The organism is Myxococcus sp. CA033 (assembly GCF_013336625.1).
GTDB lineage: Bacteria > Myxococcota > Myxococcia > Myxococcales > Myxococcaceae > Myxococcus > Myxococcus llanfairpwllgwyngyllgogerychwyrndrobwllllantysiliogogogochensis.
This window is the reverse complement of the sequence record NZ_JABUMU010000004.1, coordinates 307,013-321,396: the sequence shown is the minus strand read 5'-3', so window position 1 is coordinate 321,396 and position 14,384 is coordinate 307,013. Positions and strand designations below refer to the sequence as shown.

The 14,384-nt window shown below is 69.3% G+C and carries 11 protein-coding genes; 5 read left to right on the top strand and 6 right to left on the bottom strand.

Going from position 1 to position 14,384, the window contains the following annotated elements:
* Positions 1-163: 163 nt before the first annotated feature.
* Both HUA78_RS14085 and HUA78_RS14080 read right to left on the bottom strand, forming a co-directional pair.
* Complete coding sequence (locus HUA78_RS14085; protein ID WP_174455096.1) at positions 164-985, bottom strand: phytanoyl-CoA dioxygenase family protein; 822 nt, start codon at positions 983-985, stop codon at positions 164-166.
* A 64-nt stretch (positions 986-1,049) separates the two neighbouring features.
* Positions 1,050-4,616, bottom strand: a complete 3,567-nt coding sequence (locus HUA78_RS14080; protein ID WP_254623707.1) for a hypothetical protein — start codon at positions 4,614-4,616, stop codon at positions 1,050-1,052.
* 314 nt (positions 4,617-4,930) lie between these two features.
* On the opposite strand from HUA78_RS14080, the gene HUA78_RS14075 reads away from it, so the two are divergent.
* A complete protein-coding gene (locus HUA78_RS14075; protein ID WP_174455097.1) occupies positions 4,931-5,623 on the top strand; it encodes a hypothetical protein in 693 nt (230 codons plus the stop codon).
* 166 nt (positions 5,624-5,789) lie between these two features.
* Here the strand turns inward: HUA78_RS14075 and HUA78_RS14070 are convergent, their stop codons facing one another.
* The 3 genes from HUA78_RS14070 to HUA78_RS14060 all read right to left on the bottom strand — a co-directional run bounded on the left by HUA78_RS14070 (position 5,790) and on the right by HUA78_RS14060 (position 7,757).
* The gene (locus tag HUA78_RS14070; protein WP_174455098.1) at positions 5,790-6,188 is read right to left on the bottom strand and encodes a hypothetical protein; all 399 of its coding nucleotides are present in this window, start codon (positions 6,186-6,188) and stop codon (positions 5,790-5,792) included.
* 175 nt (positions 6,189-6,363) lie between these two features.
* Positions 6,364-6,747, bottom strand: coding sequence for a VOC family protein (locus HUA78_RS14065; RefSeq protein ID WP_174455099.1), 384 nt, complete (start codon positions 6,745-6,747; stop codon positions 6,364-6,366).
* Positions 6,748-6,872: 125 nt separating this feature from the next.
* Entirely contained in the window at positions 6,873-7,757 is an 885-nt protein-coding gene (locus HUA78_RS14060; RefSeq protein WP_174455100.1) for a LysR substrate-binding domain-containing protein, read from the bottom strand.
* Positions 7,758-7,859: 102 nt separating this feature from the next.
* Here HUA78_RS14060 and HUA78_RS14055 point away from each other — a divergent pair, with 102 nt between their 5' ends.
* From HUA78_RS14055 to HUA78_RS14045, 3 genes are all read left to right on the top strand, one after another.
* A complete protein-coding gene (locus tag HUA78_RS14055; protein WP_174455101.1) occupies positions 7,860-9,506 on the top strand; it encodes an acetolactate synthase large subunit in 1,647 nt (548 codons plus the stop codon).
* Positions 9,496-10,944: an aldehyde dehydrogenase family protein gene (locus HUA78_RS14050; protein ID WP_174476476.1), complete on the top strand. Its 1,449-nt coding sequence runs from the start codon at positions 9,496-9,498 to the stop codon at positions 10,942-10,944. Before HUA78_RS14055 ends, HUA78_RS14050 begins: the two co-directional genes overlap by 11 nt.
* Before the next feature lie 75 nt (positions 10,945-11,019).
* Positions 11,020-11,487: a nuclear transport factor 2 family protein gene (locus tag HUA78_RS14045; protein WP_174465062.1), complete on the top strand. Its 468-nt coding sequence runs from the start codon at positions 11,020-11,022 to the stop codon at positions 11,485-11,487.
* A 27-nt stretch (positions 11,488-11,514) separates the two neighbouring features.
* Here the strand turns inward: HUA78_RS14045 and HUA78_RS14040 are convergent, their stop codons facing one another.
* Positions 11,515-12,720, bottom strand: coding sequence for an endonuclease/exonuclease/phosphatase family protein (locus tag HUA78_RS14040; protein WP_174476475.1), 1,206 nt, complete (start codon positions 12,718-12,720; stop codon positions 11,515-11,517).
* 322 nt (positions 12,721-13,042) lie between these two features.
* Here HUA78_RS14040 and HUA78_RS14035 point away from each other — a divergent pair, with 322 nt between their 5' ends.
* Positions 13,043-14,272, top strand: coding sequence for a mechanosensitive ion channel family protein (locus tag HUA78_RS14035; RefSeq protein WP_174455105.1), 1,230 nt, complete (start codon positions 13,043-13,045; stop codon positions 14,270-14,272).
* Positions 14,273-14,384: the final 112 nt, after the last annotated feature.

The following is a 14,384-nucleotide window of genomic DNA, read 5'->3' as shown; positions in this document are numbered from 1 at the left end:
TGTCTTCCAGGAGATGCACCCCGGAGCGTGCCTTGCTTCCTCACACCCCACGCGGTGCGGGTCCGGGGCGGGATGACCGTTGCGGTTGGGATTCGACGGGAGCGTGGAGCCGACCCGCGGGGGGCGGCTCCACGCTCCATGTTCGAACGCGGCGGACGGTTCGTCAGGGCGCGGGAGTCGCGCCGAGTGCCCGGCGAATCGCCCGCGTGACGGGAAACTCGTCACCGTCGTTGCTTTCGAGCGTCCTGGGCCCCGAGGGGAACAGCGGAGGCTGGGCCATGAAGCGTGGCCGGGCACCCCGGTGGGGCTGCGCCGCGTGCACGATGAAGGGGTGGCACAGGTAGACGGTTCCCGCGTCACCGGTGGCCCGTGCTTCAGGACAGTGGGTGGTGGTGTCGAGCCTGCTCGCGATCTCCATGAAGCTCAGTCCCGCGGCGCCTTCCGGGGCGAGGAGTCTCGCGATGTCCCGGTGGGAGCCGACGCGGATGCGCGTGGGGGCGTCGTGCTCTCCGACGTCGGAGAACAGGAACAGCATCAGCAGCGCGCGCCCCTGGGAGGCGACATTGGCGCGCCACTCAAAGAAGGAGCCCGTTCCGCCATCTGGAGGCGGGAAGCTGGTGTCGACGTGCCAACCGTCGTCGCCGGGATTCTCGGCGCTGGGGAAGCGGATGGGAAAGCTGCCCAGGCTCATCCGGGGAGCCCATCTCCCGGGACCGACGAGCTGGTCGTACGCGGCCCTCAAGCGAGGAGTGTTGGCTGCTTGTCGGAAGGGCTCCTGGATGTATTCACCGAGCCGGATGACGGGACGTGTCCAGGTGGATGGGTCCTCCGGGGAGCAGCCCGTATCGCGCCAGAGGATGTCGCGCGCGGCGTCCGCGACCTGTCTGGGAAATGCGTCATCGAGCCGGACGAAGCCTTCCTCGATGAACTGTTGGACCTGGGCATCGCTTAGAACAGACAGGGGGGCAGGGTGGGGAGGGGTCATGGGAATCGTCCTCGGCTCAATGCCTATCGATGGATGAAGGCCAGACCGCCCAGGGTGAGCGGTCCTACGTGGAGGGCGCCACGGCCGGCGACACCTGCTCGCGAGGCGGAAAGATGGCCTGTGCGGCACCGGAGACCAGCGGCGACACGTCCTGCTGGAGCCGCTTCAGCCGGCCCAGGCGCTCCGGCGTCCATCCACGCCCCGGCGCCGAGTCGCGCACCAGGCACCACACCGCCACGCGTCGCGCCTCCGCGCTCCCGCTCATGGTGAGTCGGGCCTCCACGGCTTCCAGGTCGCCCACGGGCAACGTGTTCACCGAGGCACGGCACGCCTCCAGCGCATCCGCATGCAGATGGCCCGCCTCGCCCATGTGGACCAGTCGCTCCGCCAGCTCCCGAGGCGCCAGCGCCGCCGTGGCGCACCGCACACGCAGCGGCGCCAGGCGGCTGTCCTGGGAGAGGACCTGCTCGGCCGCGCGCGCCGCCAGCGTGTAGCTGGCGCGGGACTTCACGTCGAGGCGCAGGAGCTGTTCCAGCGCCACGGTCAACGCGCGCCGGTCCGGGGCCACTGCTTCCAACATGCCCTCCAATCGCTCCAGGTCGCGCTCATTGGAGCGATGGAGCACGGCCCGCATGGCCGCGCCCACCTCGTCATCGTAGGGCGACGCCAGCCGAGCCCCACAGGCGGAGAGGAAGGTCCGCTCGACATCCTTCACGCCGAGCCACGCCGCACGCTGGAGCAGTTCAATGCGCGCCTCCGGCTCGGGCCGCGCCAGCACCCGTCCGAGCAGCGCGGACAGCTTGCGGTCAGAGTCCTCGGTGAGCCGGTCCGCGGGAACGTCGCCCAGGCGCGCGGCCATGACCCAGTCGGCGTCCTCCACCGCACGGGCGAAGACAGTCCAGGTGGGCTCGCGCTCCAGGTGGTCCCAGAGCGCGCGCAGCATGGCGATGCGCACATCCCGATGCAGGCGCATTCCATCCAACTCCAGGAGTCGCTCGTAGGCGGCGTCCGTGCGCAGCTCCCCCAGCAGGCGCACCACCTCCTTGGCGACGGTGACCTTGGTGAGCGGGACGCTGGCCAACAGCGACAGCACACGCCCAGGCGGCATGCCGTTGAAAGCACGTCGCAGTCCGTAGATGGCGACGCGCGCGCGGGCATCCTCCAGGCAGCGCAGCAGCGTCGGCACCCCCTGGCCCTGGTCGCACCGCGACAGGACCTGGATGGCCTTGTCGCGCACCGCGAGCCGCGCGTCATCCACCAGCGCGCACAGCCCCTCCATCGGCGCCCAATCCACCGCCGCGAGCGTCGCGACGCCCCAGAGCAACGTCGGCGTGTCGCGCTCCAGGTCCTCGACCAGCCGCCCCACCGCGTTCGAGTACAGGGCGCTCTGCTCCGACGTCCACCGATGGAAGCCGTTGGCGTTGAACGCCAGCAGCCAGCCGGTCTTCGCCGTCGCGAAGCGGCCCGTGATGACGGGCGCGCTCAGGTAGGGCGTCAGCAGCTCCTGCCTGCGGCGGTGCAGGTACGTGTGAACGACGGGGAAGCAGATGACGCTGGCATCAGACCGCAGCAACCGAGGCAGCAACCCGTCAAAGGCCATCCACGCCCTGGAGCGGAGCACCGTCAAGGCGGAGTGAGCCTCCTTCCCCATGTGGAGCGCCACACGCTCCAGTGCGGAGACGAGCTCGGAGTGCAGCGGCCGTGCCTCCTCCTCCGAGTGGGCCAGCGCGATGATTTCGGAGAACCAACCCCGGTCGTGGAAGCGCCGGACCACGGCGCCCACGGTGGACTCGAAGCCCGCCCGGTCGTACTTGGACTGCCACTGGGCCAGCCCCAGCGCGAGCAAGGACCAGGGCGTCTCGTCGCGAATGGATGCGGCGAGCTCGGGCAGGCCCGGCACCAGGCTCACACGCTCGCCCAGGCTGTTCACCAGCGCCAGCATCGGCCCCCCACGCTCGCGCTGAGCCCATCCCCGGGCGATGCCCAGGAGGTGGGGCGCGGCGGTGCGCACCTCGTCATCCGTGAGGAACTCGCCCAGGCGCGTGTTGAAGAGCTGGCCGCGCTCCTTGAGCAGGGTGGCCAACCACGTCGCGCCCCAAGCGGGAGCCCGGGCGAAGGTGCGCAGCAGCAGCGTCTCCGCGAGCACCGCGGTCCGATGGGACAGGTCCGCCGCATCCAGCGCGTCGCGCAGAATCCGGCCCACGGCCTCGGTGTGCTCCGCGCGCCACACACGGCGGGGCCACAGCACGAGCGCACCCAGCATCGCCGTGCGCACGGGGTCCTGCTCGTTCTTGCGTGCCAGGACCAGGGGCAGGGCGCGGTCCACCAGGGCCGGCTCGTCGGCGCGCAACCCGGGGATGGCCAGCAGCGAAGCCAGCGCCTCGCCGCGGATGTTGCCCTCCGGGTGGCCCAGATGGGACTTGAGGACCGCTTCTGCCTCGTCCCACGAGAGCAGTCGCGCGTACTCCATGCGCGGCAGGGGGCGGGTGCCCAGGGCGACGACCTCGTGGAGGTGTCGGCGCGCCTCGCGCTCACGCAGATCGTTGGGCAGCGCGGTCAGCGTGGCGGGAGGGATGATGCCCTCCGGATTCCTCGCGGCCACGCTCCATCGCGCGTGGACGCGGTCTCGCTCGTGGGTGTCGGGGATGGAGCGGAGCAACTGCGCGCCCCAGTCCGGAGCCACATCCACGGCCGCGCACCACGCCTCGACCACGGCGCGACGGGCGGACTCAGAGAGCCGGGGCAGCAGGGTCCTGGCGTCCCCCAGCGTGATGGGCGCGCGGCGAACGAGCCACACGAGCGCGTCCTCGCTCAATCGCGGCGCGGCGCGGGCGAACTGCTTCTCGAAGACAGGGGCGTGCTCATGCCGCTGGAGCAGCGCCACGGCGGCCTCGGGCCGATGAAGCACCAGGCAATGCCAGTCATAGGTGTCGGGGTGGATGTGGCGGGAGAGCAGCAGCTCGAACACTTCCAGGGCCGCGTCGGGAGCCTGATCGGCGATGCGAGGCAGGTACGCCCGGAGGTACATCCTCGTCACGGGGTCGGGCTCGCCCGTCACCGCCTTCAGTCGCGCGGAGAGCACCTCCGCGAGGATGCCGGGGGCGTCGTGCGCCAACCGGTTCCAGAAGCGCATGCTGGGGCGCGTGAGTGCTCGGGGGAGGTGGCGGCGGATTCCCTCCGGGGTGGCCCAGGGGACGGCGTCAGCGAAGTCAGGCACGTCCGCACAGGAGGCCAGCCCGTCGAGATACGCATCGATGACGCCCCTCCGCTCGGTCCGCACGAGCCCTCGGAGGAGTCCATCCTGCCGGCGAACGACGCGCGCCATCTTCAGCGCCTCCAGCGCCTGCGTGTCGTCACAGGCCAGGGCCACCAGATGGTAGGCCAGGGAACGGACGCGAGCGGACACGTCGGTGGTGGCGGAGAGCACCTGCCGCCCATCGCGCCAGCTGTACTGGGCGAACAGCGCGAGCTGCCGGTCATGGGCATCGCCCTCGGACAAGTGCCCAAGGACCTCTCGGGCCTCGGGGTTCGTCGGCGCGAGGCGGCCCAACTCGACCATCCTGGTGACGCGAGCATCGTGGTGGGTCGCGGACAACTCGGCGCGCAGCTCGGTGAGGCGAGTCTCGTGCATGGACGCGGGAGACTGGCCGACGTTCCCGGGCCTGACAACCCCTCCCGGCGGGAAGCGGAATGAGCGACGGCCCCTGTCCGCACAGCCTGGCTGCCCAGGGCGCGGAGGCAGGACTCGACGCTTGCTTGCTGCGTGGAGCCGCTGGGCCGAAGCAGGCCCTGTGCTGACGTGCATCTGTGAATCCAATTGTATGAGAATCGTGCAGTGCGCTGCACCCCTTCTCGGGAATGCACAGCCAACGACGACCAGGATTTGCCAGGGCTCCGTATCTCTCTCGGCTACCTCAGTCGATGTCCCTTCCAGGAGAGAGAAGCATGTTTGGAGCCGTGCGAATTTCCAAGCTCGTGACAGCCCTTGCATCCACCATCGTCGCACTGGTCTCGGCTCCGGCTTTCGCCGGAACGGTATGGTTCGACACGACGGCTGCGATGCGAAGCGCGGGTGGCTTTCCCATCGCGAACCGCAACGACGTGGGCTGGGCCTACGCGAACCGGAGCGCGGAGGCGGTGTGTGCGAATTACGGTTACGCGCGAGGGATGTACACCGGCGATCAAGATGGTGAGTTGATGGGCATCCATTGTTTCACCTCGGACATGGTGACCTGGCAGGACATCCCTGGCAGTGATGCGCGGGCATGGGCCTTGTGGCAAGGCAGCTCCACCTCGCTCGATTCGCAGGCGGCATTCAACGGGGGAGCCATCGCGGATAATGAGTGCAATAATTATTACAGCGCGGGGTTCTTCACGGGCTTCGCGGATACATCGGCGGATCTCTTCGGACTGGTCTGCGTCTCGAGCAGCTTCGTGGCGATTCGCGGGGTCGACACCGATGACTCCCGGTTCCCGTTCCTCAGTGGCATGAACCCGCCGTTTGCCTCGTGGTGGCACCTGCGCGGGTCCGTCAACCGGGTCTGCCAGCACTTCGGCTATACCACGGGCACGATGGACACCTATGCCAACACCGGTGTCCCGTTCGTGCTGAACCTCGGCCTCAAGTGCATCTACTGAGCTGGGAACACGTCCTCGACCTTCGCATCGCGGACGGTGGTTGAAGTGGAGAGGGGGGCCCTCGGCGTGAGCAGGGGCCTCCTCTCCACGAAGAACACGCCCAGGCACGGGGCGGCGGACCTCCTGCCCGGGCGCGGTGATGCGGTCTTCATGATTCAGGTTGTCTTTACTTCAGACAGGACCCGAGGTTGGTGGAGATGCTCCAAGAGGTCGTCTCGCCAAACTGGGCGAAGTAGCCGCAGTTGCAGCGAGCCCTCCCCACGGGGATCGTGTAGAGGATGTTGGAATAGTAGAAGGTCTCCCAGTTTCCAAAGCAGTAGTCCGGGGTCGGGCCACTGGGGCCTGGCTCACCTGCGTCAGGTTCCCCGGCATCAGGCGAGCCCCCGTCCTCGTCGCCCGCGTCTGGGTCTCCCGCATCCTCCTCGCCCGCGTCGGGTTCTCCGGCGTCCTCAGCGGTTCCCGAATCATCGAGAGACAGCGCTCGCTCGTTGTCGCCGAGAAGCGCCTCCTCGTGCTCGAACGAGAGTTCGTCAGGAGCGCAGCCCGTCAGCATGAGGATGGCCATCCCCAATGCACCGCAAAGACTCCGTTCTGCTTGCATGTATTCCTCCCTGTTTGAGAGGGAGCGTGACGGAGTCAGACGAGGCGAGGCAATCCCAGATATGTGGGGTGATTCGTCGCGATGCCGCCACGGCCCGACCTTCCCGGGGGCGCGATGTTCGCACCCCTCGGACCCTGAATCAGAGCTGGTTGATCATGATGAGGTTTCCGCAGGTGTCGTCGAAGATGGCCCCCATGACAGGCCCCATCTGCGTGGGCTTCTGCCGGAACTCCACGCCAAGTGCGCTCAGCCGCTCATAGTCCTTCTGGATGTCCGAGGACATGAGCGCCGTGGCGGGAATGCCATCCGCGAAGAGGGCCTTCTGGTACGTCGTCGCCGCAGGATGCCCATTGGGCTCCAGGACGAGCTGGGTGCCGTTGGGGTCCTCGGCGGAGACCACGGTGATCCACCGCGCGCCTCCCGCGGGAACGTTCACCTTCTCCACGAAGCCCATCTTCTCCGTGTAGAACTTGAGCGCCTTTTCCTGGTCATCGACGAACAGACTGCAGAAGGGGATTCGCATCGTTCCCTCGGGAGGTGATGGAGTCGCCACGGGGCATCCGGACGACGTTCAACCACTTTGTTGAGCATAGCGGCGACGAAGTGACAGTCAACCACCTGGTTGTGAGTATGCGGGACGCGCTTCACTCAGTCGCCCGTCTCCTTCGCGCGAGCGCGGACCTCGGAGGCGAACAGCTCGGCGGCGGGAGCACGGGGCGCGCCCTTGCGCCAGAGGAGGGCGGCCAGCTCGGAGCGTGGCGCGGGCGCCAGCCGCTTCACCACCAGTCGTTCCACGTCCGCGAGCCGGGGCTCGGGCAGCACCGTGACGGCCAGCCCCGCGCGGACGATGGCCAGCACCGTGGCGACCGCGTTCGATTCGAGCGCGATGCGCGGGGACAGGCGCAGCGTGGCGAAGTACGCATCCACGCGGGAGCGCACGCGCAGCCCCGGAGAGAGCAGGGCGAAGGGCTCGCTCGCGAGCTGCCGGGCCCCGACCGACTCCGCTGACGCGAGCACATGCCCGCGCGCCACGACGAGCGCGAGCCGGCTGTCGAACACGGCCTCCGTGTCCAGGTCCGGCGAGCGCGCCGGCGCATAGCCCAACCCCACGTCCAGCTTTCCATCCGCCAGTCGTCGCTCCAGCCGCCGCACCACCGCTTCCTCCGCGCTCAACACCAGCCCTGGATGGCGGCGCAACACGGCGGCGAGCGCGGGCACGACGAGGCCGCGCATGCTGGGCGGATAGCCCACGCGCAGCGAGCCTGTCGCCAGGCCCCGCAGCGCGCCCACCGCCATCCGACCCGCGTCCACGTCCTCCAGTGCCCGCGAGGCGTAGGTGCGAAACAGCTCCCCCGCCTGCGTCAGCCGCACCCCGGTCCTGGCCCGCTCGAAGAGGGGTGTACCGAGCTCCTCCTCGAGCTGGCGGATCTGCTGGGACAGCGTGGGCTGGGAGACGTGGACCCGCCGCGCGGCCCGGCCGAAGTGCAGCGTGTCGGCGACGGCGGTGAAGTAGCGCAGGTGCCTGAGCTCCATGGCGCCATCATAGATGGCGCCTATCGACTCCATGCGAACAAACGAATGTACGAATCGAGCCCGGACCGTAGAACTTCCCTTGTCACGGAAGGAAGGACTGCGATGAAGGCCTCGGACCTGTTCGTCAAAGCACTCGAAGCGGAGGGCGTGCGCTGCGTCTTCGGACTCCCCGGAGAGGAGAACCTGGACCTGCTGGAGTCGATGCGTGCCTCCGGCCTGCGGCTGGTCGTCACCCGGCATGAGCAGGCGGCCGGCTTCATGGCCGCGACATGGGGGCGGCTGACGGGGCGCGCGGGCGTGTGCCTGGCGACGCTGGGGCCGGGCGCCACCAACCTCGTCACGCCCGCCGCGTACGCGCAGCTCGGCGCCATGCCCATGGTGATGCTCACCGGGCAGAAGCCCATCAAGGCGAGCAAGCAGGGCCACTTCCAGATTGTCGATGTGGTGGGGATGATGCGCCCGCTCACCAAGCAGACGCGCACGCTTGTCTCCGCGGAGCACATCCCGTCGGCGGTGCGCGAGGCCTTCCGACGCGCGGAAGAGGAGCGGCCCGGCGCGACGCACCTGGAGTTGCCCGAGGACGTGGCGCGTGACTCCACCGAGGCCGCGCTCCTGGCCCCCAGTGCCTGGAAGCGGCCCGTGGCGGATGAAGGCTCCATCGCGCAGGCCGTGGAGACCATCGCCTCCGCCAAGCGGCCCCTGCTGATGATTGGCGCGGGCGCGAACCGGAAGCTCACGTCGGAGATGCTCCGCGTCCTCGTGGACCGGGTGGGCATTCCCTTCTCCAGCACGCAGATGGGCAAGGGCGTCGTCGATGAGTCCCACCCGCTGTGGATGGGCACCGCCGCGCTGTCCGACGGCGACTTCGTCCACCGCGCCATCGAAGCCTCCGACTGCATCATCAACGTGGGCCACGACGTCATCGAGAAGCCGCCCTTCGTCATGCGCGACAGCCGCCGCGCCGTGGTCCACCTCAACTTCTCCTCGGCGGAGGTGGACCCCGTCTACTTCCCGAAGCTGGAGGTGACGGGCGACATCGCCAACGCCGTCTGGCGCATCGCGGAGGGATTGGGCTCGCGCACGAACTGGGACTTCACGCCGTTCGAGAAGGCTCGGGCGGGATTGGAGGCGCAGCTCGCGAAAGGCTTCGCGGATGACCGCTTCCCCATCTACCCCGCGCGACTGGTGGCGGAGGTGCGCCGCGCGCTGCCGGACGACGGAATCGTCTGCCTGGACAACGGCATGTACAAGCTGTGGTTCGCCCGCTACTACCGCACGCGGCGGCCCAACACGCTGCTGCTCGACAACGCGCTGGCGACGATGGGCGCGGGGCTCCCGTCGGCGATCGCCGCCAGGATGGTGCACCCCCGCCGCAAGGTGGTCGCGGTCTGCGGAGACGGTGGGTTCATGATGAACTCGCAGGAACTGGAGACGGCGGTGCGCCTGGGCCTGGACCTGGTGGTCATCGTCGTACGCGACGATGGTTACGGAATGATTCGCTGGAAGCAGGGGGAGATGGGCCTGCCGGACTTCGGCATGGCCCTGGGCAACCCCGACTTCGTCCGCTACGCGGAGGCCTACGGTGCCAGGGGTCACCGGCCCACGAGCGCGTCGGAGTTCGGCGCCACGCTGGCGCGCAGCCTCGATGCGGGCGGCGTCCACGTCATCGACCTGCCCATCGACTACTCGGACAACACCCGCGCGCTCGGCGTCGGGGACAAGGAACTCGAGGTGCTCCATGCTGGCTGAACGCTACCCGTACTATCTGGCCAATCGTCCTCGCCAGCCCAACTCGGACCTGCCCGTCGTCGACAAGTACTCCGGAGAGGTGGTGACGCGAGTCGCGCTCGCGGACGCCGCCGCCGTGGAAGAGGCCATCGCCTCCGCGGTGCGCGCCGCCGAGCCCATGCGCAAGCTGCCGGCCCACGCGCGCCAGTCCGTCCTGGAACACTGCGTGCGCCGCTTCCAGGAGCGCGCGGAGGAGCTGGCCCAGGTGCTCTGCATCGAGGCGGGCAAGCCCCTGCGCGACGCACGCGGTGAAGTCACGCGCCTCATCGAGACCTTCAAGGCCGCCGCCGAGGAGGCCGTGCGGGGCGGGGGAGAAGTGATGGACCTGGAGGTGTCGCCGCGAGCGGAGGGCTACCGAGGCTTCACCCGTCGCGTGCCGGTGGGCCCCGTGTCGCTCATCACCCCCTTCAACTTCCCGCTCAACCTCGTCGCCCACAAGGTCGCCCCCGCCATCGCCGCGGGCTGCCCCTTCATCCTCAAGCCGTCGGACCGCACGCCCGTGAGCGCGATGCTGCTCGCGGAGGTGCTCGCGGAGACGGCCCTGCCCGAAGGTGCCTTCTCCGTCATCACCCCCTCGCTCGCGGACATCGGTCCGCTCATCGAGGACGAGCGACTCAAGCTGCTGTCGTTCACTGGTTCGGAGAAGGTGGGCTGGGACCTCAAGGCCCGCGCCGGACGCAAGAAGGTGGTGCTGGAGCTGGGTGGCAACGCGGCCTGCGTGGTGGACCGAGAGCCCGGCGCCTCGCTGGACGTCATCGCGGACCGGGTGGCGCACGGCGCCTTCTTCCAGTCGGGGCAGAGCTGCATCTCCGTGCAACGCGTGCTCGTGCATGCCTCGCACTACGAGGCGCTCAAGGAGCGACTCGTCACCCGGGCTCAGGCCTTGCGCGCGGGCAACCCCCGGGACGAGGCGACGACGCTCGGCCCCATGATTGATGAGCCCGCGGCGCGGCGACTCGAAGGCTGGATTCAGAGCGCGGTCGCGAAAGGCGCTCGCGTGCTGACGGGCGGTGGTCGCAAGGGCGCGCTCTTGGAGGCCACCGTGGTGGAGGGCGTGCCCGCGGACGAGCCGCTCTGCGCGGAGGAGGCCTTCGGTCCGGTGGTGCTGCTCCAGTCCTTCACGTCCTTCACCGAGGCCCTGCGCACGGTGAACGAGGGCCGCTACGGCTTGCAGGCCGGCCTCTTCACCAATGACCTGTCGCGCGCGATGCGGGCGTGGGACGAGCTGGAGGTCGGCGGAGTCGTGGTGGGTGACGTGCCGAGCTTCCGCGTCGACACCATGCCCTATGGCGGCGTGAAGGGCTCGGGGCTGGGACGGGAGGGCGTGAAGTACGCCATCGAGGACATGACCGAGCCGAGGCTGCTCGTGCTGCGCCAGCGGGCGTCGAGCGACGACTGAGCTTCAAGAAGCAACGACGGTTCGACAGCCGGTGGCATCCCCTGTACGTCGAGGGCCTTTCCTGGAAGGCCCTCCATGCTCAAGTCGATGCTCACCCTGTTGGTCCTCGCGCTGTCGTCTCCCTCGGTCGCCGCGTCTCCGAGCGCGGATGAGAAGGCCGTGCTCGACGGGCTCCACGCCGCGTGCGAGGCCTTCCAGAAGGGCGACGTCGCCTTCCTGGAGGGCTTTCTCGCCGGCGGCTTCACCCAGATGGACTCGGCGGGAAACGTGACGGACCGCGCGGCCACCCTGGCCGAGGTCCGCGCGAAGGAGCCTCGCTACGAGGTCTTCCGCAACCACGACATGAAGGTCCGCCTCTACGGCGACACGGCGGTGGTGATTGGCATCACCTCCGTGAAGGGCGTCTCCGGTGGCTCGCCCTTCGACGTGGACTTCCGCTTCACCGACACGCTCATCAAGCGCGACGGGCGCTGGCGGATTGCCGCGAGCCACATCTCGCGACTGCCCAAGGCCGCGCCTCCCGCGACGACTGGCAAGAAGTAGCCCGCCAGCCGTCACGCGGGGCCGTGCTCAGCGGATGACGGTGTAGCCGGCGTGGGCGTGGTCGCTGACGCCCTCCGTCTTCACCTGGGCGCTGGTGTCGGTGTCCAACCCGCCCGATACCCAGACCTGGTCGAAGTTGTCGCCGTTGGCCTTCTTGCCGCCCACCACGCGGCGCAGGCCCGCGCCCTCCAGCGCGTCGCCCACGTTCTTCGTGGAGTCGTTGAAGTCGCCCATCACCACCAGCTCGCGCGCTGGAGGGCCCTTCGCCTCCGCCCGGGCGATGTCGGCCAGGTACGCGAGCTGTTTCGCGCGCAGCCCGCTGGACTCGCTGCCCGCCGCGAGGTGCACGTTGATGATGCTCTTCTCCCGACCGTCCGGCCCCACCACGCGCGTCACCAGCGCGGTGCGCGGCTCGGAGGGGCTGTTCTTGCGCAGCGCCTCGTTGCGCTGACCCAGCTCGTTGCGTTCCGCGTCGGTGACCTTGCCGTCGCCCAGCGCCGCGAGCTGCTCCGGCGAGGACACCGTGGGGCCGCCCGACTCGGCGGCGGGCAGGGTGATGGTGTACGCGTCGACGACCTTGTCCGGCGCGCCCACGTACACCGCGTTGCCGTACGTCGCGTCCGCGCCGCTGTCGCCCTTGATGTTCCGGTCATCACCGGAGAAGGACTCGCCCGTCACCAGCGTGCCCTCGGGCGTCTGGTAGAGCGTGGTGCCGTCGTTGCCCTTGCGGATGGCCGTCGCCGGCGCGTCCTCGCCGATGGGCACCGTGGGCACCGTTCCGGACTTGAAGGCCTCGAACGCCGGGTTGAGGTGGGCGACGACGCTCAGCGCGGTGTTGGCGTTGCCGCTGCGGTCGACGTTGATGTCCACCTCCTGGAAGCCCGCGATGTTCGCGCCCGTCTCGCGGATGAGCCGGGCCTGGTCCTCGCGGTTGTCCTCCGTGCGGTACTTGGAGCCCGCGCCGTTGGCCAGGTTCAGCGTCAGCACGCCAGAGCCGTTGCCCACGTCCGGCAGCTCGTTCGCCTTCACCGGCTTCGAGTACCCCTCCGGTGGCGCGGGATTCAGCTCCGGCCGGGTGGGACTGGGGCCCGGCGACGGCGACGGCGTGAAGGAGTCCTTCGGCGTCTCCGCGGCGCTTCCATTCTTCGCCCGGGCCTCGTTGCCGACAGGGGCGGCGGCCGGCTGCTGAAGGACGTTCCGGGCCCAGCGACCCGCCACATTCCAGATGCTCATCGTCGACTCCTCGCGTTCCATGAGGGAGCGCACGGCCAGGCGCCGCGCGCCCCGAGGGCTCTCTGCACGAACCCCGAGTGTCGCTCAGCCCCGCCATCCCAGGAAAGCACGCCGGGTCGTTTGGACCCCGGGAGTCGCTGTCCCCGAGCTGACGCCTCGTGGGCCGCAGGGCGTCCGGGCTCGGAGAAGTTCATGGACGCGGCCCACTCATACCGTTAGTAGGTTTGACCTCAAACATTCACCCGAGGGTGGAGGCACCCGCCAGGGCACACCGTCCGGTGCGCGCTGGCTCGCACGCGTCCCGCCACGAGAGGCCCGAGACATGGTTCGTACAAGCTCCCTGCAGTCGCTGCTGTTTGCCCTGCCCACCGAGGCCTCCGGTGTGGAAGGGGCCGCGCCGCCCTTGCCCGTGCCGGTGCCGGAGGGCTCCTGGGGTGGACTGGAGCTGTGGCAGTGGGCGGGGCTGGGCGTGTTGGTGGCGGGAGCTTGGCTGTTGGGGCGGGGCGTGGAGTGGCTGGTGATGCGGCTGGTGGACCGGGCCACGTCGATGACGAAGTCCGGCTGGGATGACCAGCTGGCGGCGTCGGCGCGAGGGCCGGTGCGCTACCTGCTCTTCGTCGTGCTGGTGGCCTCGGGGCTGTGGGCGTTGAAGCTGCCACCCGTGGCGAAGCACGGCGTGGAGCTGGTGGCCCGCTCGGTGGGGCTGGCCGCGGTGGGGTGGTTCCTCCTGCGCTTCGTGAAGCTGGCGGCGGGCTTCGTCGAGCAGACGGTGGCGCGCGAGGAGCAGGGCGGCAACGTGGCCCGTGCGCGCGGGCTGCGCACGCAGCTGTCGGTGCTGCGCCGGGTGATTGAAGTGGCGGTGGTGCTCATCTGCGCGTCGCTGCTGCTGCTCCAGTTCGAGGCGGTGCGCAACGTGGGCGTGTCGCTCCTGGCCTCCGCGGGCATCGCCGGCCTCTTCATCGGCCTGGCCGCGCAGAAGTCCATCTCCACGCTGCTCGCGGGCATCCAGCTGTCCATCACCCAGCCCATCCGCATCGGCGACACCGTCATCGTCGAGAACGAGTGGGGCTGGGTGGAGGAAATCACGCTCACCTACGTGGTGGTGAAGGTGTGGGACTTGCGCCGGCTGGTGATTCCCATGGGCCACTTCCTGGAGAAGCCCTTCCAGAACTGGAGCAAGGTGTCGCCGGAGATCATGGGCACCGCGGAGCTGTACGTGGACTTCCGCACGGACGTGCCCTCGGTGCGCGCGGAGCTCAAGCGCGTGCTGGAGCAGGAGTCCAACGGCCTGTGGGACGGCAAGGTGCAGGCGCTCCAGGTGACGGACCTCTCCGAGCGCACCATGAAGCTGCGCGCGCTGGTGAGTGCGTCGGACTCCGGCAAGGCCTTCGAGCTGCGGTGCATCGTCCGCGAGAAGCTCATGGCCTTCCTTCGCGGGCAGCCCCACGGCCTGCCCATGGTGCGCACCGAGGCGAGCCTCGCCGAGTCCGATTCGCCCCTGGCCGCCGTGCGCCCTGGCCTGGGCGCCCTGGCCGCGCGGTCCGGCGACTGAAGGCCTTCTCCACGAATAGGGCCGGTGTCGGTCCAGGAGGGTGACGCAGCCGGGCGAGGGGCTTCTGTTGACGGGTGAACACTTCCCTCCCGTGCTCAGGGGAGGGGTGTGT